This is a genomic window from Sphingobacteruim zhuxiongii (assembly GCF_009557615.1).
In the GTDB taxonomy this organism is placed as follows: Bacteria; Bacteroidota; Bacteroidia; order Sphingobacteriales; family Sphingobacteriaceae; genus Sphingobacterium; species Sphingobacterium zhuxiongii.
The window spans coordinates 1846166-1870947 of sequence record NZ_CP045652.1 but is presented as its reverse complement, the minus strand read 5'-3'; the positions used below and the strand labels follow the sequence as shown (position 1 = coordinate 1870947).

Here is a 24782-nt window from a genome sequence, read left to right as displayed (position 1 = left end):
CACCTCCCGGAAGGTGTCTTTTTACTTTACCCTATATTCCTCCGCTAGGGACTATATCTTACAGTTACATACCTTCAATTCCATATACTTTAGCAGGAAGGTTTTCGGCCGTTAGAAACTTAAGGATTCTATTTACTAACTTGCATTAAAATGATTTTACACCTATGAAAACAACAGATAAACATAATGAGCGAATTGCAAAAATGATCTTTGGCTCTGTATATCCCATGTATATTCAGAAAGTAGAGTCCAAAGGTAGAACGAAGGCAGAGCTTGATGAAGTGATTACCTGGCTTACTGGTTTTGACGAAAAGAAAATACAAGAGCTTGTTGAGCAACGCATCACTTTTGAAGAGTTCTTTAATCAGGCTAATCTTAATCCCAATGCAAATTTAATTACGGGTGTTATCTGTGGCTATCGCGTGGAGGAGATCGAGAATCCATTGACGCAAAAGGCGCGTTATTTAGATAAATTAATCGACGAAATTGCTAAGGGTAGAAAGATGGAAAAGATCCTCAGAAAACCCGCTTAATTCTTATTGAATTGTTGCAATGCAATTATTTTCATTTTTTCTGTAACCTTTCGAAGAGCAAGATGCACTAATGATAAAACCAGATAGAATATGAAAGAATTAGTCGGAATATTAGTTCCAGTAGCCTTGTTTGCTTGCATTACGTTGAGCGTTTATTTTGTAAATCGCTTCCGTTACGATGCAATAAAAACATTAGGGGGTCCCATTCCTCGAACGCCAAAGTCAAGATTTTCATGGAAAAGAACTGGGATTATTGCCCTTGGTTTTTCCATCGGTTTACTCCTTGTCGGATTTTTGCAGAACTTAAATCTCATTCAAGACAATCAAAGTGAAGGATTCTTTATTATCGGAACAATTACATTTTGTGTAGGATGTGCTCTGTTTATTGCAGATCGTGTCAACACGAATGAAGAAGAGATAGATGGATAATATCTATATAGATAAAGTATTATCCGGTGATCGCCATGCTTTTCGGTACTTTATAAGTACCTACAAGGACATGGCATTCTCCATTGCTATATCTATGCTTAAGAATGAGCTTTTTGCCGAAGAAGTTGTGCAAGAGGCTTTTGTGCAAGCCTATTTATCCCTGTCAAACTTTAAAAAGGAAGCTAAGTTTAGCACTTGGTTCTACAAAATCCTCGTCCGCACAGCGTATAAGTATCGGGCAAAAAACAAAATTGTTGACGCTGAATTTGATCTTTCCAAACATGATCTCCCACAGCAAGAAGCAATTTTACAGAGTTTAGTGCGGAAGGAACAAAGCGAAATCATCAACGATGCGCTAATGAAAATACCTTCCAATGAAAGCTTAATTCTGAGGCTTTTCTATTTGGAAGAACTCAGTGTGAAAGAGATTACAGAAATTACAGGATGGACCGAGAACAATAGTAAAGTTATCCTCCACCGTGCCCGTAAGAGCTTAAGTATAGTCATGAAAAGATTAACAGAAAATTTTCAATATGGAACCTAATGAAAATCAAATAAAAGACTGGATGAAATCCGCTATGGTCAAAGTTCCTTTTGAGGATTTTGATGATCAAGTGATGCGAAAGGTTGAACAAGCAGAAGCACAGAAATTGCGAATGCAAGCATCGCGGAAGTATGCGATGATTTTTTTCAGTATTGGAACACTGTTCGGTATGGCGACAAACTATTTGCTGGCTGAATTTGTTGCCGGCTCTGATTTAAGCGCTTCACTGAAGAGTAATGTGCAACTGGCCAGCCTACTGTTTTATGTGGTGCTTATTATCTTATTTAGCGATAGACTTTGGAAGCTTAGGCAATTGCAGAAGCTAAAATAGTCTTCACCAGCAAGCCACATGATCTACTTATAAAGAAGATTTACGAATTACTAACTCGGTAGCGAGGGCGATCGTTTCAAATTCAACTTCCTTATTCTTGGATTTCATAAGTTCATTTAATTTAAGTACTCCAATCTCCCCCATCAAGCGTGCGGGTTGCACAACGGCAGAAAGCGCTGGATTAAGTGCATTCGCGTTGGGCGTATTCGAAAAGCCGATCACCGCAATCTCTTGCGGAACAACAACCGCTAAGTCGGCTAATATCCCCAATGTTCGGGAAGTAATCTCGTCGGTAGCACAGAAAAGCGCATCTGGACGTGTTGCAGATGCTAGAAGCGGATGTATTGCCTCTTTAATTAACTCTTCGACACTGCGCCCAGTAGATTGATCTATAGCAATAACTTGTGCAGGATTAACCGGAATACCAGCTTCCTCGAGCGCCGCATTATAGCCCTTTAGACGTTCTTCGCTGACACCAAGACCCTTCACTGTTAAGTGGTAGATATTCTTCTTTCCGCGCTCCAATAGATGCTTTGTGGCTTGATATGCACCGTAAAAATTATTTGCACCAACCTTATGCGTATCTAAGCTATGAAATGTACGATCCACTATAACCACTGGAATTCCAGCAGCCTGCAATTCCTTAAGCTCCTTTTCGCTAGAGTTCGATGCCATCGGAACCAATAGCAGCCCATCGATACCCCGCATACGTAATACCTCGATAGCTTGTTTTTCTAAACTCTCTAAATTCCGGCTTTGCATAATGATAATATCGTAATGTCCCGCTTCCGATGCTGTTTGAATTCCATCTAAAAGTTGCGCAACAAAATTATTACTGATACTACACATGACTACACCAATGGTATTTGATCTGCCTGTTTTTAGATTTTGAGCAATTTTATTCGGACGAAAATTATGCTTAGCAGCATATTCCTTCACTAATTTCTTCGTCTCGGCACTGATTTCATAACTATCAGAAAGGGCTTTCGAAACAGTCGAAGCAGAAAGATTTAATTCTTTGGCTATATCTTTTAGGGTTATTCTCATGGTCGCTTAAATGAATTGATCGGCAAAATAAATTCGGTTTTCATCGCTTGAACACAAAATAAGTAAATTTATTCATAATATGCCTAGCGTGGCATGTGCTGTGATGTGGCGATTAAAAATAAAAAGCCCTATTTATATGCTACAAATGAAAATAATTGAAGAAAATTTCATTTCTTAACATACATCAATGCACAGCACACAAAAGCTCGCGATTTTTGTTGTACAAATATTAAGAAAAACTAAAGAAAAGAATATGGCACAATGGACATTAGACACTGCACACAGTGAGATTGAATTTAAAGTAAAACATATGATGATTTCTACAGTTAAAGGAAGTTTTCAAGACTTCGCTGTTACTGTAGAAAATGATTCAGAAACGATTGAGAACGCACAAGTAACTGTTCTTATTAAAACAGAATCAATCAATACAAAGAACGAGCAAAGAGATCAACACTTAAAAAGTGGCGACTTCTTCGATGCAGCTACTTATCCAGAAATTAAGTTTGTATCGACAGGAATCACTAAAGTTGATGACGAAGAATATAAAGTTACTGGCGATTTAACAGTTATAGACGTAACGAAACCAGTATCATTCAAAGCGGAATTTGGTGGTATCGGCAAAGATCCATGGGGAAATCAAAAAGCTGGTTATACTGTAACTGGTAAAATTAACCGTACAGATTTTGGCTTATCTTGGAATGCTGCGCTAGAAACTGGCGGTGTAATGGTAAGTGATGAAGTGAAATTCCAAGCGGATCTACAATTTATCTTAGCATAAGTATTACAACAATTAATAATCGGCCACCTTTCGAGGTGGCTTTTTTTTATTTCCCCTCCTAAACAAATCCAACTGTTTACTGTTTTACGATATGGTGATTCCGTCATAGATCACTTATTCACTAACGAACGTAAGCAATATGGATTTAAAATCTAACGAGCCTTTTTGGTTAATAAAGAATGGTATTTTAAATAGTTATCCCTCATTACATCAGGATGCGGAATGTGACGTGCTAATTGTTGGATCAGGAATCACCGGCTCGCTAGTCGCGCATCAATGCATCCAGGATGGATTGAAAACAATTCTGATTGACAAAAGAGAGGTTTGTAATGGCAGCACCTCGGCAACGACTTCCATGTTGCAATATGAGATCGATGCGCCTCTTTATCAGTTGAAAGAAATGCTAGGTGAAAAGACTGCAATCGCGAGCTATAAGGCCTGCTCTGATGCAATCGACCGATTGGCTGAACTCTGCGATTCGATCAAGTCGAAGGCAGGTTTTCGACGTAAAAACTCGCTTTATTTTGCTTCTGCCAAAAAGGATGTGCCTTGGTTGTTTCAAGAATTTGAAGCCCGTGCGGAAGCTGGTTTTGAAGTCGAATGGTTAGAAAGTGAGCAGATACTAAAAGACTACGGTATTCATAAAAACTTTGGAGGGATTCTCTCCAAACAAGGAGCCAGCGTCGATGCCTTTACTTTAGCACATGAACTGCTTGCGCTAAATCATCATAAAGGTCTGCAAATCTATGATAAAACGGAACTCGTCGAGGTCGAATATAAGAAAGGCTTTAACCTTTGTACATTGAATACGCAGGCGAAAATTAAGGCAAAGAAAATTGTGTATTGCGTTGGCTATGAAAGTGCCAGCATGATTAAGGAGAAGTTTGTCAATTTACTAAGTACTTATGCGATAATTTCTGAAGTTGATAAAAAACTTTGGCGGAAATATAAAGATATATTGATGTGGAATACCTCCTCCCCTTATCTTTATATGCGTACATCGGATGACTTCCGTTTTCTAATCGGTGGCGAGGATGAGGATTTCCAAAATCCTGAAAAGAGAGATCGCCTACTAAAAATAAAAAGCAAAAAAATCAAAGCGAAATTTGAATCACTATTTCCAGAGATAGAATTTCGTCTGGACTTCCGATGGGCAGGTACTTTCGGAGAAACAAAAGATGCATTGCCTTATATCGGGGAGCATCAGGATTTTAAAAATTCCTACTTTGTATTGGGATTTGGCGGCAATGGGATCACCTTTTCGGTAACGGGCATGGAAATGGTTTCGGACTGGATTAAAGGAAAGAAACATCCTTTAAGCAATGCTTTTAGATTTGGTCGATAAAGGGTTTTATGCCCTTAGATAGATCTTGCGGTGTCCGTTATGCTTTACTGAAAGTATAGCGACAGGCAAATTATACCACTTTCTATTTATTTTATTGTAACACTGTTGCGTTTTCTTTCATTAATACGTTTCTTAGCTATAATAATTATTCCAACTAAGAAAATATGAAAAGAAAACTACTACCATTTTTAACTTTGATGCTATGTGCGAGTTCCCTAGCGGCACAAACAGCATTTTCATCCAGCTCTTCCAGTGCAAGTACGTCGGCAATCCAAGCGGATTATAGTTATACGACTTTTCGCCAAGAACAGTCTGAAAACAAAAGAGCACAGGGTGTCTACTTTGAACTATTTGGAACTGGGCTAACTTATTCTTTTAATTATGATACGCGTTTCCAAAATAGACAAGACGGACTAGGTGGACGCGTTGGGGTTAGTTACTACGCGATTGACGGCAATAGCCTTTTTACATTGCCTGTATCGTTAAATTATCTCTTAGGAAAGAATGGTCACTACTTTGAGTTGGGTGCGGGTGCGACTTTTATTTCAGGTACAGTTGACGATGAAGGTGAAATCTTTTTTATTGGGTCGGATAAAGCAAAAACGGTAACGGGAAACTTAATATTTGGCTATAGAAAACAACCGGTAGATGGAGGATTCCTTTTCCGGGCAGGTTTTGCGCCACTAATTGCTGAAGGAAACTTTATTCCCTATTGGCCTTATGTGAGTTTCGGATATAGTTTTTAAAGCAAGAAAGGCGTGTCATATAATATGACTCGCCTTTCTTTAACAATCTTCTCTGCCTTCCCAATTCAATTGATCTATCCTTCCGAACAGGTGAAGATTATACGAATTGCCTTTTAAAAACTTAGACTCTTTAAATTCTTGTCGACAATAATTCCATCGATAGCTTTCAAACTGAACTTCAAATTGCGCTTCGCTTTCAATTTGATAATAAACAACTCCTTGCTTCCATTCACAGTCTCCTTATCGCCCACACTAACAAATGTTGGGTAAAGTGCTTTCTGTCCATTGGTATGCAATCTATCGTTCGTAAGATTATCCATTTGTTTTAATGCTAGATTCTCTATTCCTACATATTCAAAATCTTGAACCGCATATGGAAGTGCAAAGCTCAGCGCATTGACCCCATTTAGATCAGTTCCTTTAACAAGGATTTCTACCGTCTCAACTGCTGAGTAATTAGTCTTAGCTGTTGAAATCGATACCTGACCTTTTAAATGTTCCTCTTTCTTAGGCTTCGCCTTGCCATCGATTTGTGTTGCAACAACAGAGATATCGTAAGCGTCAATTAAGCCATTCTTATTGCCATCTCCATTGCTTACATAGCCTTCGAAGTCGGCATCACCCTGACGTAAACCAGTATAGTTGACATATGAGGTATAGTCATTTCTGTTAATCAAACGGTCATTGTTTATATCGCCTGGGATATAACTTTCTGTACCAGGCACCTTGAATACGTAAAGCTCTCGCCCTGATCCGAAGTCGCCGACAGCCTTGCTTACCTCAATCTTGATATAACGTGCATTTGGACGCTTATCAAAATTGAAAACTTTCAATTCGTCGGTATTGGCCCAAGTAAAGTCACCTGCAGGATCCCAATGTGCTTGATCACTGCTATAGCTTACCTTACCAGTTAAGATCACACCATTACCTCGTCCTGAACGTGGAAGATATTGAAACTTATCCAATTGATTAAAGGATTTTAGATCCATAACAATTTCAAATGGAACTGCCTTATTTCCCCATGCGGTATGCCACATATTTCCCTCATCATAGTCAAATAGCTTATCGATACCTTCGCCTCCTTGATTTGGAACCGAAGTCGACGCAACAATACCCTTAATCGCATATAACAATGGATTTGCTTTGGTCTTTGCGGAAAATTGCTGCCAATCGGAGAAGCCGTCTTTATTAGCTGCGCGAATCTTAAATTCATAATCAGATTCTGCTTTTAAACCCTCAAACAATAAAGTGGTGTCCTGGATTAGGCTGTAGTGCATATCTTGAAAATCAATCTCATAATAGTCCGCATTGTTGACCGCATCCCAAGTTGGACGTAAAGTATAAGCTTTCGCATTGGCATCTTTCACCTGCACATTGCTAGGACTGTTTAATTGACCGGTATGTGATGCATAGCTATTATTAGGATTGTACACATATCCTTTCATGCTCAACGTCAAGGCCTCTTTCGTTATGTCTAATGCTTCTGTTTTTACGATCAACACGGGATTTTTAAACATCTCAACCGCAGCAAATGCCGATCCTTTTGTAGCAAATTGATTTAAATTAGGGCGCTCTTCATAGTAGTAAGCATTTGTTGCGTTCTTCAACTCGTCCTTCGATTTCACTTCCTGCAATTTAATCTTGCGCTTCCCCGCTTTCAACTCCAGTTTCTTAGGACGCTCAGTCACATTTACACGAAACTCGGTTGCTTGCTCTGGATTAAATCCTTTGAAGCTTCCCTTAGCCTCCTCGAAACGAAGTACCACATTGCCTGATTGATCCGCATTGGAATGAATCATTGTCTCTACCCCTTCACCTAAACGATAGGCCTCCGTTTTGCCATCGTCATCATATAACTTAAATGAGCTTTCGGCATAAGGATAGAATTCAACAATACGCAATTGCTTATCGATCTCTCCTATATGATTATTTGCATTAGCGATCGGTAAGATAGCACCGCGCTTAATGAATACTGGAAGTTTCCATAATGGTGCCTTAAAATTATTGATGACTTGATTTCCAGCGTAAGATTCTCCCGTAAAATAATCAAGCCATGTGCCTTCTGGTAGATAAATATGATTCCGGATATCATTCCCAACAGTATCAATCGCAGTAGCCTGATAAATTGGCGCTACTAAGATGGAAGGACCATAAAGGAACTGATATTGAGTAGCTGTGCTTAAGGTATAGGGATTGGATTGCTCTAGAAACATGGCACGAATCATCGGTTTCCCATCAACCGCTTCTTTGGCAATACTATAGGCATAAGGCATGAGCTCCGATTTCCATTTTAAGTAATGTCTATTAATGGAGGTAATTGGTTCACCCAAAGCATGCGGATATTTCTCATTACTACCCCACCCATCCATATTAAGTTGCATCGGCGTAAATGTCTTCCATTGGAAATCGCGTGTATTCACAACGTTGTTCTTTCCTCCGAAAATACCATCCACATCGGAACTAATATTTGGTTGTCCAGATAATCCCGAACCTATATAAGTAGGGATATGAAATCGGATATATTCCCACATACCTCCTGTTTGATCGCCTGACCATATACCCGCATAGCGTTGCGTACCTGCCCATCCATCCAATGAAATAATAAACGGACGTGCATTGCTGCCGTAATAAGGCATTATTTGACCTACATCAGCAACGCCATTTAACCCGAAAGAATATCCGGCGCCTACCCATGCAACATCTGTTTTAAGTACTCGAACCCCCGCATCTCGAACTTCTTTTACAATATCGCGCTGCAATAATGCATCAACGCCTTCTTTTGGATGTAAGTCTGACTGTGTCCATAATCCTATTTCCACACCGCGCTCACGAGCGTAATCACCTAAGCTTCGTAGATTAGCGATATTACCGTCTATTGTACTCGTTTGTCCATAACCCGCCCCATATCCATCATTCGGTAATAGCCAACCTAATGGCATGTCGTGAGCTTTATATCGATCAATAACTGCGCGAGCAGAGAATTGGTAGTTATTCAATTCACCATTTAATGATTCGCGGATACCTGTTTTATCTTTCTGACTCTCTTTATACCGTTTACCGTCTTCAAATAGAATTCCATTCGTATCTTCCTTCCAGTAATCGCGATTATAGGCATTCAAATGCCCTTGGTAGAAACCAAACTTAGGAATCAATACAGGATTACCTGTTAATTGATAGAAGTCATTCAACAAGGATACTGCATCTTCATCAACCATAAAGAAAGCATCGAAATAGTCGGATTCATGGGATAAGCTAACCTTTCCTTTCTCCTTGGCTCCAAAGTCATAACGACCTTTCTTGAAGGTATAGAACATGACGCCATACCCTTTATCAGACCAGTAGAAAGGTGTTGGGGATGCCACACCGCCATCTGTCCAGGAGTTGGTATTCTCTATCAGAATTGCCTTTCCTTTATGAGTGAAACGACCATTTTGTACACCTCCACCGAAGAAGTATTCATCCTCCCCTTCCAACAGATCAATTTGAAACTTCTTTTCCTCAAATTGGATAGCAGAAAGACTTTTCAGAACCTTCTTTCCTGTTTTTAAGTCGGTAATTTCAAATTGAGTATTTGCTTTAGAAAAATCAACACGAATGCTGGCAGTCTGTATTACAATCTGCCCATCTTTCTCACTTAATGCTAATTCCTTCAACGCACGACGCGGATTATCCACAAGGATTTGCGCCTCAGGTCTTGCCTGCGGATCTCGAAGAATTCCCCCATTGGGATCATAAAATGCACGAAAGATATTATCTCCATAGAAATCGAGACTTATCCGTTTTTGATTAGAAAGCAGTAGATCAATACTGGTTGGATTTATCTGCTCAGCAGATACAATCGTTAAGCTATCCATAGCTTGCATGCTTGAAGATTCTCTCGCGAGTCCTTCATGCGCATGAAATGATTGAGCAAGACAAAGTGATATTGCCAATGCCCAAAACATCTTGTTTTGTTTGTGAATCATATTTTACGATACTTTACTTTTACGTAACTGCTATATCGTATGTTTTAAAAAGGTGCCTAAAGGTAGAAAAAAGTAAGATCACTGCCTATTATTCTGATAAAAAAAATCGATTAGCGAAAAAAGGTTTGGTTTTTGCGATAGATTCTTCGAACACACACACATAACTAACGAAACAACCTAGTATGGAGAATCCAGCGAAAGACTCTGTTAAGCGTTATAAAGCATTTATCAGTTACAGTCATAGCAATAACCAAGGTGAGGGAAGAAAGTGGGCCGATTGGTTACATCATGCTTTATAAACCTATGAAATACCTGCCGACCTAATCGGCACAAAGAATGCCAAAGGGCAAGAAATACCGCGGCAGATTTACCCCGTATTCCAAGATGAGAAGGAGCTTTCTGCAAGTTCAAACTTAAACAACTCCCTAACGGATGCTTTAGACCGTTCTGACTTTCTAATATACCTGAGCTCGCCTCGATCTGCCAACTCAACCTACGTACGTGATGAAATCCGTTATTTTAAAAAGTCGGGAAAATCAAAGCAAATAATAGCGTTGATTCTATCTGGAGAACCAGAATACAAAGGCGAAAACTCGGACATGCAATGTTTCCCAGAAGAACTGCGATTAAATATAGACTCTGAAGGAAATGTAGACAAGAATAAGCCTGAAGAAGTACTTGCCGCCGATGTCCGTATTCCGCATAGTACAGAAGAAGGTTTTACTTCAGCAGAAGCTTATCGACATAAATTGCAAGCGGATGGGAAGAGTCATCAGGAGATCAAGACCGCAGTTGACGAATATAAACAACGCCTTGATTTAGCACTCTTAAAAATCATAGCCGGTATTCTAGGCGTTCCCCTTGGCGAGTTGACCAAGCGTGATCAAGCCTATCAGCTCGAGAAGATTAAGAAAAAGAATAAAAATATACAACGTATTGCAATTGCTATTTCCATATTAGGGATTCTAGCGATCATTGCCGGAATATTTGCTTGGAATCAGAAGAATGCGGCATTGCGAAATCTTGCTCGTTCACTATACGCTTCTGGCATCAATAAATTGACGCAAAGTGAATATGGTGATGGTGCTGCTTATATTGCCGAAGCGACCCGTCGAGGTGATGAAAGCGCGAAGTTGTTTGCGCATTCTATGCTAGCGATTCAAGACGATTTAACTGTTATGCCTAACAGCAATCCAGGAAGTGCAAGCTTTTCCCCTGACGGAACATGGATAGCGACCTATGCAAATGTTGGTGCCGATAAAAATGTTCTGCAAGTATGGAACGCTGTAAGTCGGAAATTAGTTAAACAGATCAATGGCATACATACTCGACAACCACGGCGCCCCCTGTTTGATCAACAAAACCGCATATACAGCACCAACGATCAATCCGATATCATTCGCTACGATATTGCAAACGATAAGGCAACAACTGTATACAAAAACCAAGACAGTACTTTCCTCTATGTGCTCGCAATTTCTCCGACAGGAAATGCAGCTCTATTTCGAAAGGGAAGCCAACTAACCTTAATTGATTTTAAAAATAATCAGGAAAAGCAACTAGCGACAGCCCCGATCACATCCACATCTTCTGCCTACTTTGATCAAGTCGATCAGACCTTGATATTAACGCTGTCAGCCGATCAATCAACAGAATTACGTGTTTATGACCTTCATCGCGTTGAACCCAAACCTGTTTTCACCAAGATTCTTACAGGCGGTATAAAACGTCCGATGTTTAGCGAATCGGGAAAACAACTCGCATTCATCAATAAGGATGGTCTTCACTATGTGGATTATAGCTTGAAAAAACAATTTGAAATTAAACCTCCTTCTGGAAATTATGCTTTTGCGGGCATTAATCATGACGGGAACATAGCAGCAGGAAACGATCAGGTAATCGACCTGTTCGACGGCGACGGTAAGCGCATAAAATATACCGCACTCTCGGAGAACCTATTTTTTAGTACAAACTTCGCGAAAATGATTGCGCAGGATCCAATGGATATGGACTATCACTCGCCAGATTGGACACAGGAGATTGTCTATACAAAACCATTGAGTTTTATCAAAAACGTAAAGAATAGCCCCTTGAAATTGGCGCAATTCTATGCAGACACGAGTTATCTCGCGGGAATACCTGGTAAGCAAGATGCAGACTTTTACATTCTCAATCGCGGAAGCAAAGACGTTGACTTACTGAACCTTGAAACTGCTGAGCTTAAGAAAAACTACTTTACCATTCAAGAGCAGATAAGCTTTATCCACTTCCTTCCAGTTTCAAATATTTTCATAGTAAAGGATAAGAAGGGATTTACGTATGCCTTTGATGCCAACACCGGTAAAGAGATGGGGAAAGCTTTCGAAAGCCAAGTGAAGAACTATGTATTCAACACGGAGCAAACGCAGGTGCTCGCGAGAACAGGAACAAACGGTTTTGGTATTTGGGACCTAAAGACGGGTAAGAAATTAGTGACCTATGAGACGAAAGAGCCTCTCGGCGGATTTGCTGCAAGTCCCGATTTAAAGCGAATGATTGTCGTTGGCAAGGATTCTTGGCAAATCATTGATATAAACTCTAAGAAGGTTATTAAAGAAGAGAAAGGCCTATTAAGTAGTGGGACTTATAATAAGCAAGGTACAGCCCTCGTAATCGTTGGCAATAACGGAAAAGCAAAGGTATTGGACACGAAGGATTACAAAACCATCATGGAGATTCCGACAATTGAATTTCCATTCTTAATGTTCAATAACCAAGGGAATGTATTGGCAATTTCCGAAGACGCTAATCATATGCGCCTTTGGAATTTAGATCGTAAGAAATCCTTTGGTCAAACGATTATGATCAGTAAGTACTCTAAATTCTTTCAGTTTTCTAAGGATGACCAAACGATATTCGTTCAAGATGATGCGGAACGTATTGGCTTCTCGGCAAAATTAATCGATGCTAACAATGGGAATGTGTTAACGATGCCATTTATCAATACCACTTTCAATTATATTCATATCCTGCCTAGTGAAGATAAAATACTGACAGTTGAAGGCTTGATGGATGGAAAGTCTATCAGTATTTGGGAAATACCGGGCAATGTAGCGACTTCAGCCGATCAGCTTGCTGACGACTTAGAGAAGTTCTACGGAAAGAAATACGATGAAGAAACTGGTGCTATCCTCGCTTATAACGACAATAAGAAAGACTATAACACATGGTATTTCCAAGACCCTGATGTTCGTCGCCTATCGCCGAACGCTAGCGTAGGCGTGGTAGAACTTATCAAAAAACATTACCCAATTAAGACTGATGCAGACCTGCAATATCTTGCGGTGAACTTCGCACAGCATCCACTTTCCAGATCAATTTTAGCGGATTATTTTGCTACCAAGCCGGAGACAAAATACATTGGTAAGCGCATGTATGAGGTAACGACACTGCAATTAGCGAAGATCAAGGATGTACCGCTCAAGAAGGAAGTCGAAAACTTATTAAAAAGCACAGCACAAAAACTTAAATAACAAGCGGAATGAAGCTCAATAGAAGGCAAAAAGGAATTCTTGGTATTATATTTATCATTGCATTGATAACAATTTCTTGGATAGGTTTATCAAAACTCTACCCAGAAAGCAATAGCCTTCGCTATCTTCCTGATAGAATATATCGCATTATAAAAATAGCATTTGGCAGTGATCCCTCTGCTACTTCCCTCGAAGATGTGAATATTCCGTGGGAGTTAATACTGGCAAAAATCTTCACAATCTTTATTCTGCTATTTGGAGCCTTTAAAATTATCCAAAAGGTCTTTAGCGAGCAATACACCCTATTATTGGCCTCGTTCAAACAGAATCATTTGATTTCCGTTGGCCTATCTAAAAAGGGGAGACAAATTGTACAGAGCTTAAAAAATGATTACAATCGGAAGGGCGTTGTGATTGAGAAGGAAAGTGAACCCGCCGATAGTTTGGCTATAAAAAAAGAGGGACATCTTCTGATTACCGGCAATGCAGAAGAAGAAAGTACGCTGATTGAAGCAGGAATCAAACGTGCTGCGGACCTCATTGTTTTTCTAGATAATGAGCAATCCGTTATTGAAATTGTCGAATCGGTTCAGCAAATCTACAAGAAGTCCCAATGTGAAAATAAACTTCGCTGTTACGTACATTTAAGAAATCCTCGATTGATCGAACTGGTGCGGAATGCAGATTTAAACTTCGCAAATAATAGCGTCGAACTACATTTCTTCAATATCCATAAAATGGTTGCCCGTCAGTTCTTTAGCCAACTATTAATCGACCTAGAGCGAAGTAACAAGCCGCAGTTGGAGAAAGTTGTCTTTATTGGCTTCGGGAATTTTGCAAAAGCGATCCTCTTGCAGGCGCTGCGTATGCTACACGTACATCCTGAACGGGAACCCACAATAGTAATCTACACAGATGCGGCGACAAAAGAACAAGCACTCTTTCAAGAGCGCTACCCAATGGCGCATAAAATTGGTAATATCAGCTTTCATGAGTTCAATGGTTCCTTTCAAGCGCTATTGCAACAGGAAGAACTAACGAATACCGCGCAACAAACGATCGTTATTAATGCATTTGATGATGATGAGACGAATTTAAATAACGCTTTGGAACTCTTACAACAAAGTCGACAACTAGACTTTCCTATCTACACCTTAAATGCCGAGGGAAAGGGATTGCGCGCATTAATGGAAAGCAGTACGGAAAATCAGCGCATTCATTTCTTTGGAGGAATTGAGGAAACCTGTAGTATAGAATTCATTACTGGTGAAAAGCAAGACCGGATGGCACAAGCTATACACGACGACTATCAGAAGCTAATTTCCGGTGAAGCCTCCGAGAGTAAACGCTATACTTCAGACTGGCATACTCTAAGCGAAGATGCTAAAGATGCCAATAGAACACAGGCTGATCATATCTCGTTTAAACTATTGCTTTCTGGTAAATCATTAAATCCACTTTCGAATACGGACTTACACTTCAGCAAAGAAGAGATTGAATCTTTAGCCATCATTGAACATAAACGATGGATGGCGCATCGCTATCTATACGGCTGGGACTTTGCTCCAGTCCGCAATGATGAACTTAAACTACATCCTTCGCTCGTTCCGTGGGATCAAATTTCTGAAGCCGAAAAACAAAAAGATAGAGATACGATCTTGAGAATTCCTAAACTGTTGGAAGATGTTCGTTAATTATCTTTTGGAATCACGAGCATCCCTTCTCGCTGTATAGTGCGAAGGTCTGCTAGATAGATTTGCGCCATACCAGCCTACTTTAAATGAACATGACTATATTTGAAGGGAGCGCTCAAAAAAATGGAACAATCTAAGAACCCTACATCAATTAAGACAGTTTTAAGTATAGCCGGTTTTGATAATATTGCTGGCGCAGGCCTACAAGCAGATATCAAGACTATATCTGCAATTGGTTGTTATGCGACAACTATAATAACCTCACTTCCTGTTCAAAATACGACTGGCGTCAAGGCAGTATTCCCTATTCCTGATGTAGCAATAGAAGAACAGTTGAACTGTGTTTTCGATGATGTCTATCCCGATGCGATAAAAATAGGTATGATAGCCAATAGCAAGCAAGTCGACATCATCTCCCGTATTTTAGAAAACTATAAAGGGCCTATTGTTGTAGATCCAGTGATGTTATCTAGTTCAGGACATCAGTTACAAGATGAAGAAACTATAGCAGAATGTATCCGAAAGCTCTATCCACTAGCTACACTAGTTACTCCAAACTTAGATGAGGCGGCAGCATTGACAGGTATGTCAGTTAAAAATCTACAAGATATGGAACTAGCAATAGATATTCTTTTAACAAAGGGACTGCATGCAGTATTACTTAAAGGAGGTCATCTTCCCGATGATACATTAAGTAGCCTTTTGAAAACGAACACCTCGGATTCCATAGCATTTAAAACACAACGTATTGATACTCGAAATACGCGAGGCACTGGTTGTACCCTTTCCGCTGCGATCGCATCCTATCTAGCCTTAGGCCAATCATTAACGACAGCTGTTAAAGGAGGAATAGAATTCGTACATCAATCGATAGTCGCCGCAAAAGACTTCCAAATTGGAAAAGGAAATGGACCATTAAATCATTTCTTTAACCCAATACCACTGAAATAAATATTGGAGAAAAGCAAGATACTTAGAAGAGGCTTATTATTGATAATTTTATAAGAGGCAAGCTACTAAGTTAAGAAATTGTTTTTAAAATTTACAAGATCACAATCATTTTAAAAAGTAATCGTTCACCTAGGATTTTTTTTCGATTGCATGGATATTTGACTATACGCTAATGCAGCGTTTATTCAAATTACATAGTTATGAAACAGAGAGTCCCAGTATCGCAAATCATGAGTAAAGAGCTTATCACTTTGACTCAGAAGGATAGCCTTTATGATGCGGAAAACTTATTTAAGAAGCACAATATCCGTCACCTTCCGGTTGTCGAAAACAAAAAGCTAATTGGTGTTGTAAGTTACTCAGACCTTCTAAAAATCAGCTATGTAGATGTCTCTGAAGATGATGATATCGAATCGGTGGTGTATGATACGTACACTGTTTCTCAGTTGATGGCAAAATCGCCAGTGAGTATTCCACCAAGTAGTACCATCAAAGAGGCGACAGAAATTTTATCCAAGCATTCCTTTCATTCAATTCCAGTCGTTGAAGACGAAGAACTAGTAGGGATAGTCACGACAACTGACCTACTCAATTACTTCATCGACCAATATTAAAGTTCTTCATTATCTTTATTAAGCCTACTTTCCAGCAAGTAGGCTTATTTTATTTTTAAGCACCCTTAACTTTACGGATAATATATTTCAATTGGTCTAGTTTTTGGTAATTATTTGCTATCATAAATTCTGTAAGATGAAAAAACTATTCTCACTATCGCTATGTATCGGGCTATTGGCTTTTGCTGCCTGTGAATCGAACGTCAACAAACAAGGTGCCGGGGCTGATACGACAGCAACAAGCGGCGACACAAGCACTGCAGCCAAGGATACCGAGCATACCTCTCAAAATTCTGTGGATTGGGCAGGGACGTACAAAGGTGTAATCCCTTGTGCAGATTGTCCAGGTATTGAGACAACGGTTGTATTAAATGATGATCTCACGTTTAAATATACCGGTGTCTACCAAGAACGCGACAGCAAAATTGAAGATGCTGGAAAATTTATGTGGCACGATAACGGAAGCGTGGTGCACCTGATGGGCAAAGAGGTTAATATGAAACTTAAGGTTGGAGAGAATCAACTATTCTCGTTAGATCAAGATGGAAAACCTATTGATGGTCCATTGAAAGATCACTATATCTTGAAAAAAGAATTGTAGACAATACGTTTTTTTAAACGAGAACAAAAGAGTTCATGATAAGCAGTATTGCTGATCATAAAAAAAGGGGAAATTTTATTTCCCCTTTAATATTCCTTTACATATCTCAGCGACCAAACCCGGACCCTGATAGATAAATCCAGTATACACTTGCACAAGACTAGCTCCTGCATTTAACTTCTCTATTGCATCTGCAGCGGAGTGTATCCCCCCTACACCAATGATAGGAAAAGCCTTATTCGATTTATCCGATAAATATTTGATAACTTCAGTTGAACGTTTCGTTAATGGTTTTCCAGATACCCCTCCCGTTTCTTTCACCAAATTAGGATCGCTCTTTAATCCTTCTCTAGAAATAGTGGTATTCGTAGCAATCACACCAGCGATCTTCGTATCCTGTACAATCTCTACGATATCATCTAATTGTGAATCTGTCAAATCGGGCGCTATCTTCAGCAATATAGGCTTCGGACTCGCTTTTGCCATATTCAGCTCTTGAAGGGTATTCAAGATGTGCTTCAAAGGTTCCTTTTCTTGTAAATCACGCAAGCCTGGGGTGTTTGGCGAGCTTACATTCACGACAAAATAGTCTACGTAATCAAAAAGCGAATTGAAACAATAGATATAATCGTTTACAGCTTCTTCATTCGGAGTTACTTTATTTTTACCAATGTTTCCACCGATAATAACGCCATTCTTCTCTTTCAAATGTTTCAATCGCCCGGCAGCAACATCAGCGCCCTGATTGTTGAAGCCCATTCGATTAATTAATGCCTCATCGTTCACTAATCTAAACATACGAGGTTTATCATTTCCCGGCTGTGGCTTAGGTGTTACAGTTCCGATTTCAATAAATCCAAAACCTAGTTTTGACATCTGCTCAATATAATCCGCATTCTTATCAAAACCCGCCGCTAAACCTACTGGATTCTTGAACGTTAAACCAAAAACTGTCGTTTGCAGACGAGGATCCTCCACTGCGTATAATGATTTCAAAATCGCATTGGAACCCCAAATTTTAGTAAAAACTTTCAAACCCGAAGTCACATTATTATGTGCCTGCTCAGGGTTCATTTGAAAAAATAGTGGCTTAACTAATTTGTACATAGCGCAAAGGTAGCCAAAGAAGCAGAAATATTCATTACTTTTGTCGTTGAAATGATATCTATAAATAATTTAACTTTTGAAATTGGTGCTCGTGCACTGTACGACGAAGCAAACTGGCACATCAAACCAGGTGATAAAGTCGGACTTATTGGTGCTAACGGTACTGGTAAGTCGACGCTATTAAAAATCATTGTCGGCGAATACAGCCCTACAGCCGGAACCGTTTCAATGGCTAAGGACCTAAAAATTGGTTACCTCAATCAAGATTTACTCTCCTACCACTCCGAGAAAAGTATCTTACATGTGGCAATGGAAGCTTTTGAACGTCAAAACCAATTGCATAGCGAAATTGAGGTTCTACTAAAAAAACTGGAAACAGACTACTCGGACGATATATTAAACAAATTGAGTGACAAGCAAATGGAATTTGAAGCCTTAGACGGCTACAGCATTGAATTCCGTGCGCATGAGATCTTAGCTGGTTTAGGATTTTCGGAAGACGAACAACAACGCCCATTAGCGACATTCTCCGGAGGATGGCGTATGCGCGTGATGTTAGCCCGTATCTTACTGCAAACTCCTGACATCCTATTACTCGATGAGCCTACCAACCACTTAGACTTACCATCAATTAAATGGTTGGAAAACTACTTGCAAGCTTTCGAAGGAGCAATTGTAATCGTTTCCCATGACCGCTATTTCTTAGACCGTATTATTAATAAAACGGTGGAATCTAGAAAAGGTAAGTTAACGCTATATGCCGGAAACTATTCTTTCTATCTAGAAGAAAAGTCGCTGCGCGAAGAGATTCAAGGAAATCAATTCAAGAATCAACAGGCTAAAATTAAACAAGAAGAGAAATTAATCGAACGCTTCCGCTCCAAAGCAAGTAAGGCAAAAATGGTACAATCTCGTATCAAAGCCTTAGACCGTATGGAAAAGGTTGATGATATCGATGATGATAATCCTGAAGTAAACTTCAGCTTTAAGTTTTCTAAGCCTTCTGGTAGACATGTCGTGACTCTAGAGCAGATCTCTAAATCCTACCCTAACCTAGAAATATTAGATCGTACGGATGCATTAATTGAAAAAGGCGACAAGATTGCTTTAATTGGTGCAAACGGTAAGGGTAAATCGACGTTATTACGTATTGTTGCCGATGCTGATTCTGAATTCTCAGGAACAAGTACAAAAGGACATAATGTTTCTCAAACCTTCTTCGCACAACATCAGCTGGAAGCCCTGCACCTGGAAAATTCGCTTATCCAAGAGTTGATAAACTTCGCTCCAAAACAAACGGAAACTGAATTACGCTCTATCCTAGGATGCTTCCTCTTTACTGGCGACGATGTTTTCAAGAAGATTAAAGTCCTTTCCGGAGGCGAGAAATCAAGAGTTGCCCTTGCGAAAGCTCTAACCGCTGACGCCAACTTCCTCGTTCTCGATGAGCCTACCAACCACTTGGACATGGCATCCGTGAATATTCTTATTCAAGCCCTCCAACAGTATGAAGGTACTTTTATCGTGGTATCCCACGACCGCTATTTCCTAGATAATATCGCTAATAAAATATGGTATATCGAGGATAAGAAAGTCAAAGAATACCCTGGTACATACCAAGAGTTCGAAGAATGGAACGCTAAACGTACTGTCAAAAGTTCGGATAAACCTGCAAAAAAGGTGAAAGAAGAACAGCCAAAACCTGTTAAAGTAGTGGCAAACGATGACGTACAAAAGACGCTGCAAAAGAAAAATAAAGAACTTAGTAGCTTAGAACAGAAAATTGCCAGTCAAGAACTAATCGTTAAACAATTAGAAACTGAACTCGCAAAAGAAGAAATCTATTCTGACGCAGTAAAACTGCAAGAACATACCAGAAATTACAATTCCGAAAAAGCTCGATTCGACCAAATTCAAGCCGAATGGGAAGCCCTAGCGGAAGAAATAATGGAACTTGAATCGTTGAGTTAGGGTTAAGATATTATCTATTAGACATTAGATTTTAGATATTAGAGTATGGCGACTAGAAATGGTCGCCATTTTTTTTTGTTAGTATTTGTTGATTAGTAGCTGGTAATTAGTAGTTAGTATTTAGAGGATAGTCGCTAGTATATTGTGTTAGTAGTTGGTAATTAGTAGTTAGTATTTAGAGGATAGTCGCTAGTATATTGTGGTTGTAGCTTGTATTTAGTGGTTAGTGGTTCGGTGATAGTTGGTTATTGATATTATCTTTTTGTTCATTTCCTTTTTCTGGAGAGAATCGTCTGTTGCTGCAAAGATAGCCTCCAAAGGTATCGGTAGCTAAAGGGCTTTCGCGGCATAAATGCTCGCTTCGCTCCGCTTTATTCCACGGTCCCTTTACTTACCGACCTTCTCTGGCTCTGAGTGGCCTAACAGAAGATTCCCCCTGAAGCTCGACGATCTCTCCTTAGCTATTAGATTATTGTTCTTTGTTGGTTTATGTTTAGAGAATTGAGTTATGTTTTTTACAAACTTTGGCTTTTGATGCATAATACTTCTAGAAAAATCGACTCCGATTTTAAGTAATGGAATAGGCATTCGTACTAGTTGATACACAACTGATGCAAAATTTCTTCGTAACTTCTTCGTAGCTTAACCCATCATTCTCGAAAGATCTTCGAAGCATTGTTATACTAACCCACAATTGGACTTATTTTTGTTGTAGATACAGGAACTGGAAAAAGACTAATAAACGGTAGATTATTAGTATCTTATGAAGGTTATACAGCAGAAATATAAACCCGAATAATACTTGGAAGAAATGTTTATTTCTTAAATAGAACTTTTAAAACCTATGGTCTGAGTAAAGAGATATTAGATATTAGATATAGTATCTATTTCTAATGTGTAATACCTTACGTCTAATGATATGAAACATAACATCATAAGCATTAATCTATTGGATAATTATGTCAAACATAGTATCAAATGTGTAATATCCAATTTCTATTATTCAATGATATCAAACATAGTATCAAATGCGTAAAATCTAATGTCTAATAATATCAAGGATAACATCGAATACGTAAAGTCTAATGTCTAACATCTAATATCTTATTTTTAATATCTTACATCTAACTACTAATATCTAACTACTAAAATCTAATTAAATGTCTGAATTTCTACCCTACCTCCTCTCTTTGTTTGTCGGCATTGGTTTGGCGGCTGCTACAGGCTTTCGGGTTTTCCTACCGATATTTATCTTAAGCTTAGGAACGTTTATGGGATGGATTCCGGCGAATGATAGCTTTGCTTGGATTGGTACACTTCCGGCTGTTCTAGGTGCTGGCATTGCGACTTTGGTGGAGATATTAGCCTATTACATCCCCTTTGTGGATAATCTATTGGACACGATCTCAGTGCCTCTAGCTACCCTTGCAGGTTCCCTATTATTTGCGTCTCAGTTTACAGAAGTGAATGATTGGACACAATGGTCCTTAGCATTAATCGCTGGTGGAGGAACGGCAGCTACAATCAGCTCGGCATTAGCAGGTACTCGGGCGGCATCGTCTGGGACAACAGGTGGCGTCGGAAATCCCATTATATCGACAGTTGAAACCGTAGGCTCAACGATTATGAGTGTTTTCGCCATCTTCCTACCAATTCTTGCCGCCGTCCTAGTTTTGCTAATTCTCTTTTTTATCGTACGGTACGGTAAAAAAATATGGCAAAAGCTCAGACCGAAGAGACAAGAGCTCGGCTAGTTCAGTTTATTATCTTTAAAGGTATCCGATTCGTCATGTACACGAATGGGTTCGTATTGCACCCAGCAATAGGATAGAAACGGTAGAATGGTAAAAATTAATAGGCCTGTCCAAAATCCAATTAGGTTTCCAATGAGCAGACTGAGGATTAAAATTAGCAGTGGATAGCCAAACAACAGTGCAGCAAACATCAGCGAATCGTAGAAAATTGTTCCGGATGTCTTCTTTTCAACTTGAGCTTTCAGCAACTTATATAACCAATGGTGGGTATAATATCCTGCTTTTGCTGGGTATTTCATCCATTCCCTATTCTTTGCGTAATCTGGTGTCGGCGTAATTGGTATTCCCGCTAATTCGGAGTCCATTTCTTCACGCATCAATGTTAGTATTTTGGAAGTATCAACCTCAGATTCTTGGATGTAGTCTGTGCTATCGATCGGACTTAGCGCCGTTAATGCTACTGCTTTAGGAATAGCGTTGAAGGAACTGTAATTGATCACATAGGGTTGTATTTGTACGGGGATATCCATGCTAATCGCACGTTTCACCAAGGCCGAAAAACCAGACGGCATAAATGGGCGCAAGCGATGCGTATTTCGAGATACACCCTCTGGAAAAATAACAATGTTTTCAGACGACTTTAACCATTTTGCACATTCATCATAGGTAAAAGCATTCATCACTTCGAAATCAGGATCGTCAGACTTCTTGTAAATTGGAATCATAAATAAATTCCGCAACGCCCAATTTGCCCATTGCTTTTTAAAAATATCTCCACGCACCAAGAAGCGCGTTTCCTTAGGACTATGCACTGCTAAGACCAAAGCATCAAAGAATGAATTAGGGTGATTGCATACGACAATCGTCGGATGATGAAGGCTTGCGTTGGCGAGATTCTTTAATTGCCAATCCGCGACATACCAGTTTAATCCGAATTTTACAAAGGAACGAAGAAGTGGATAAAACATATATTCCTGAATGTGCTATTTAAACGTTGTAAATTTAACACAAAAAACTTGCCTGAAATTGCTTTTATCAATCTTCTTTCAATGATTCGGTAATTTTGTGGATGTTTAAACTATTTGCCATAGCGCTAAATATCTTATGATAGGTTCCATGCCGATCAAATAATTCCTCGTGTGTACCATCCTCCACAACTCGCCCCTTCTCCATGACGACGATATGTTCGGAGTCAATAATCTGGGAGATGCTATGGGAAACAATAATCACTGTACGACCGACTTTAATGGCGTCTAAGCTGTTTTTTATTTGTTCGGTTGCGATGGCGTCCAAATTTGCCGTCGGTTCATCTAAGAAGATGATAGCCGGGTTCTTTAAGAACATGCGTGCAATTGCAATCCGCTGCTGCTGCCCGCCCGACAGTAGATGAGCCTCCGATTCATAGCCGTTTGCCAATTCCATAATTTGCTCATGTATATAGACTTTCTTTGCCGCCTCGATCACATCATCAAGCGTCGCTTCCGTCTTTCCATAGCGAATATTGTCAGCAATACTACCTTTGAATATATGGTTGCGCTGCAATACAAGGCCAACATGCTCTCTCAAAAAATCAGTATCATATTCCTTCAGATCAACACCGTCTAATAGAATTTGTCCGCTATCGGGTTCGTAGAATTTATCCAGAAGATTGATGATGGTACTTTTCCCTGCGCCAGAAAGTCCTACTAACGCCGTATTTTGATTAGGGCGGATGGTCATACTCACATCGGTTATGGCGCGATGGCCATTGGGATAGGTAAAATTGATATTCTTTATTTCTATTAATCCTTTAATCGAGGCGGGTTTGTAACTACCACTCGGCTCTTTCTGTCCCTCATCTTCTAAAATTTCGAAAAAGCTCTCCGAATAGATTAATGCATCGTTCACCTCATCGTAAATACGATGTAACTGTCTAATTGGTGCGGAGACATTATTGAAGAGCATGATATGAAACATGATTGCCCCGATTGACATTTGTTCATTTAAAACGAAATAGGCAGTCAAGATAATCACAATTACGACCCCGATCTGTTCAATAAAGCTCTTAATACTATCGAATATAAAGCTAGTTTTTCGAGTCGCCATTTGATTCTCCGTCATTTCGTACTGGATCTCCTGATGCCGCTTGGCTTCCAAATCTTCCCGGACAAAGGATTTAATCACCGTAATGGAATCGATTAAATTAATAATCTGATTATTCTTGTTCTCCCTGTATTTTCGCATATTTCTTCGAAAGCCCGAAAGTCGTTGTGCCTGAAGTTGAGAGATATAAAAATAGATGGGGATAATGATTAGCCCGACGAGTCCGACATAAACGTTCGCGATAAACATACAGACCAATGCGATAATCGCATTGGCAAATAAGGGAAGAATATCGATAAAAAAGTTTTGTACTAATCGTGTTAGGGAGCTTATTCCGGCATCAATACGCGTTTGCAGCTTTCCAGATTCGTTGACACTAGACGTGTAGAACGCCATTTTATAGGTAAGTATCTTGTCGACAATGGCTTGAGAAAAGTCGCGCGCAATCATAATCCTTAATTTCTCGCCGTAGAACTTCTGCCCAAACTGTACAATGGAATAGATAATTTCCTTACTTAATAAGATCGCAGAGATAATGCCGAGCAGATGTAACCCCATGCGCAAGGGTGTCTTATTGACGAGCAGCTCCGAAATGGAATCCACCGTATATTTTAAGATAAATGCGTTTACCTGTGCGGCGAAAGATCCTATAACAGTTAGGATCAGGGTATAGAAAATTAGATTCTTATAAGGTTTAGTAAATGGCGTGATTTTCTTGAATAACTGCGATATGGTCATATGGACTAAACTTCATTTTTATTAAAAAGTTTAATCAATG

Annotated in this window: 20 protein-coding genes; 15 read left to right on the top strand and 5 right to left on the bottom strand. The window is 39.5% G+C overall.

Annotated features, from left to right (window positions below):
• Positions 1 to 164: 164 nt before the first annotated feature.
• The 4 genes from GFH32_RS08075 to GFH32_RS08060 all read left to right on the top strand — a co-directional run bounded on the left by GFH32_RS08075 (position 165) and on the right by GFH32_RS08060 (position 1837).
• Positions 165 to 533 (top strand): DUF2200 domain-containing protein, encoded by a 369-nt coding sequence (locus GFH32_RS08075; RefSeq protein ID WP_153510968.1) that lies wholly within the window; start codon positions 165 to 167, stop codon positions 531 to 533.
• A gap of 90 nt (positions 534 to 623) precedes the next feature.
• Complete coding sequence (locus GFH32_RS08070) at positions 624 to 962, top strand: hypothetical protein (protein ID WP_153510966.1); 339 nt, start codon at positions 624 to 626, stop codon at positions 960 to 962.
• On the top strand, positions 955 to 1506 hold the full coding sequence (locus GFH32_RS08065) for an RNA polymerase sigma factor (protein WP_153510964.1): 552 nt from the start codon (positions 955 to 957) through the stop codon (positions 1504 to 1506). Before GFH32_RS08070 ends, GFH32_RS08065 begins: the two co-directional genes overlap by 8 nt.
• Positions 1496 to 1837, top strand: coding sequence for a hypothetical protein (locus GFH32_RS08060; RefSeq protein ID WP_153510962.1), 342 nt, complete (start codon positions 1496 to 1498; stop codon positions 1835 to 1837). The genes GFH32_RS08065 and GFH32_RS08060 overlap by 11 nt, the downstream gene beginning before the upstream one ends.
• A gap of 27 nt (positions 1838 to 1864) precedes the next feature.
• Here GFH32_RS08060 and GFH32_RS08055 read toward each other — a convergent pair whose 3' ends face one another.
• Positions 1865 to 2884, bottom strand: coding sequence for a LacI family DNA-binding transcriptional regulator (locus tag GFH32_RS08055; protein WP_153510960.1), 1020 nt, complete (start codon positions 2882 to 2884; stop codon positions 1865 to 1867).
• Between the two features lie 187 nt (positions 2885 to 3071).
• Here GFH32_RS08055 and GFH32_RS08050 point away from each other — a divergent pair, with 187 nt between their 5' ends.
• From GFH32_RS08050 to GFH32_RS08040, 3 genes are all read left to right on the top strand, one after another.
• On the top strand, positions 3072 to 3662 hold the full coding sequence (locus GFH32_RS08050) for a YceI family protein (protein WP_317162876.1): 591 nt from the start codon (positions 3072 to 3074) through the stop codon (positions 3660 to 3662).
• A gap of 139 nt (positions 3663 to 3801) precedes the next feature.
• Positions 3802 to 5007, top strand: a complete 1206-nt coding sequence (locus tag GFH32_RS08045) for an NAD(P)/FAD-dependent oxidoreductase (RefSeq protein WP_153510958.1) — start codon at positions 3802 to 3804, stop codon at positions 5005 to 5007.
• 164 nt (positions 5008 to 5171) lie between these two features.
• A complete protein-coding gene (locus tag GFH32_RS08040) occupies positions 5172 to 5753 on the top strand; it encodes a hypothetical protein (protein WP_153510956.1) in 582 nt (193 codons plus the stop codon).
• A 113-nt stretch (positions 5754 to 5866) separates the two neighbouring features.
• Here the strand turns inward: GFH32_RS08040 and GFH32_RS08035 are convergent, their stop codons facing one another.
• Entirely contained in the window at positions 5867 to 9718 is a 3852-nt protein-coding gene (locus GFH32_RS08035) for a TIM-barrel domain-containing protein (protein WP_153510954.1), read from the bottom strand.
• 182 nt (positions 9719 to 9900) lie between these two features.
• On the opposite strand from GFH32_RS08035, the gene GFH32_RS18370 reads away from it, so the two are divergent.
• The 6 genes from GFH32_RS18370 (at position 9901) to GFH32_RS08010 (ending at position 17090) form a co-directional block, all read left to right on the top strand.
• The gene (locus tag GFH32_RS18370; RefSeq protein ID WP_228384241.1) at positions 9901 to 10017 is read left to right on the top strand and encodes a toll/interleukin-1 receptor domain-containing protein; all 117 of its coding nucleotides are present in this window, start codon (positions 9901 to 9903) and stop codon (positions 10015 to 10017) included.
• 9 nt (positions 10018 to 10026) lie between these two features.
• Positions 10027 to 13230, top strand: coding sequence for a TIR domain-containing protein (locus GFH32_RS08030; RefSeq protein ID WP_153510952.1), 3204 nt, complete (start codon positions 10027 to 10029; stop codon positions 13228 to 13230).
• Positions 13231 to 13238: 8 nt separating this feature from the next.
• Entirely contained in the window at positions 13239 to 14924 is a 1686-nt protein-coding gene (locus GFH32_RS08025) for an NAD-binding protein (RefSeq protein ID WP_153510950.1), read from the top strand.
• Between the two features lie 123 nt (positions 14925 to 15047).
• The gene (thiD, locus tag GFH32_RS08020) at positions 15048 to 15875 is read left to right on the top strand and encodes a bifunctional hydroxymethylpyrimidine kinase/phosphomethylpyrimidine kinase (RefSeq protein WP_153510948.1); all 828 of its coding nucleotides are present in this window, start codon (positions 15048 to 15050) and stop codon (positions 15873 to 15875) included.
• A gap of 200 nt (positions 15876 to 16075) precedes the next feature.
• Positions 16076 to 16489 (top strand): CBS domain-containing protein, encoded by a 414-nt coding sequence (locus GFH32_RS08015; RefSeq protein WP_153510946.1) that lies wholly within the window; start codon positions 16076 to 16078, stop codon positions 16487 to 16489.
• A gap of 136 nt (positions 16490 to 16625) precedes the next feature.
• Positions 16626 to 17090: a copper resistance protein NlpE gene (locus GFH32_RS08010; protein ID WP_153510944.1), complete on the top strand. Its 465-nt coding sequence runs from the start codon at positions 16626 to 16628 to the stop codon at positions 17088 to 17090.
• A 75-nt stretch (positions 17091 to 17165) separates the two neighbouring features.
• On the opposite strand, the gene GFH32_RS08005 is transcribed toward GFH32_RS08010, so the two are convergent.
• Positions 17166 to 18197, bottom strand: a complete 1032-nt coding sequence (locus GFH32_RS08005; RefSeq protein ID WP_153510942.1) for a quinone-dependent dihydroorotate dehydrogenase — start codon at positions 18195 to 18197, stop codon at positions 17166 to 17168.
• Between the two features lie 51 nt (positions 18198 to 18248).
• On the opposite strand from GFH32_RS08005, the gene GFH32_RS08000 reads away from it, so the two are divergent.
• The gene (locus GFH32_RS08000) at positions 18249 to 20168 is read left to right on the top strand and encodes an ABC-F family ATP-binding cassette domain-containing protein (RefSeq protein ID WP_153510940.1); all 1920 of its coding nucleotides are present in this window, start codon (positions 18249 to 18251) and stop codon (positions 20166 to 20168) included.
• Positions 20169 to 21328: 1160 nt separating this feature from the next.
• The gene (locus GFH32_RS07995; RefSeq protein WP_153510938.1) at positions 21329 to 21922 is read left to right on the top strand and encodes a DUF4126 domain-containing protein; all 594 of its coding nucleotides are present in this window, start codon (positions 21329 to 21331) and stop codon (positions 21920 to 21922) included.
• On the opposite strand, the gene GFH32_RS07990 is transcribed toward GFH32_RS07995, so the two are convergent.
• Positions 21919 to 22890 carry a 1-acyl-sn-glycerol-3-phosphate acyltransferase gene (locus GFH32_RS07990; RefSeq protein ID WP_153510936.1) on the bottom strand — a complete coding sequence of 324 codons (972 nt, stop codon included), beginning with the start codon at positions 22888 to 22890 and terminating at the stop codon, positions 21919 to 21921. The two genes, GFH32_RS07995 and GFH32_RS07990, sit on opposite strands and share 4 nt — an antisense overlap.
• A 67-nt stretch (positions 22891 to 22957) precedes the next feature.
• Positions 22958 to 24742: an ABC transporter ATP-binding protein gene (locus GFH32_RS07985; protein ID WP_153510934.1), complete on the bottom strand. Its 1785-nt coding sequence runs from the start codon at positions 24740 to 24742 to the stop codon at positions 22958 to 22960.
• Positions 24743 to 24782: the final 40 nt, after the last annotated feature.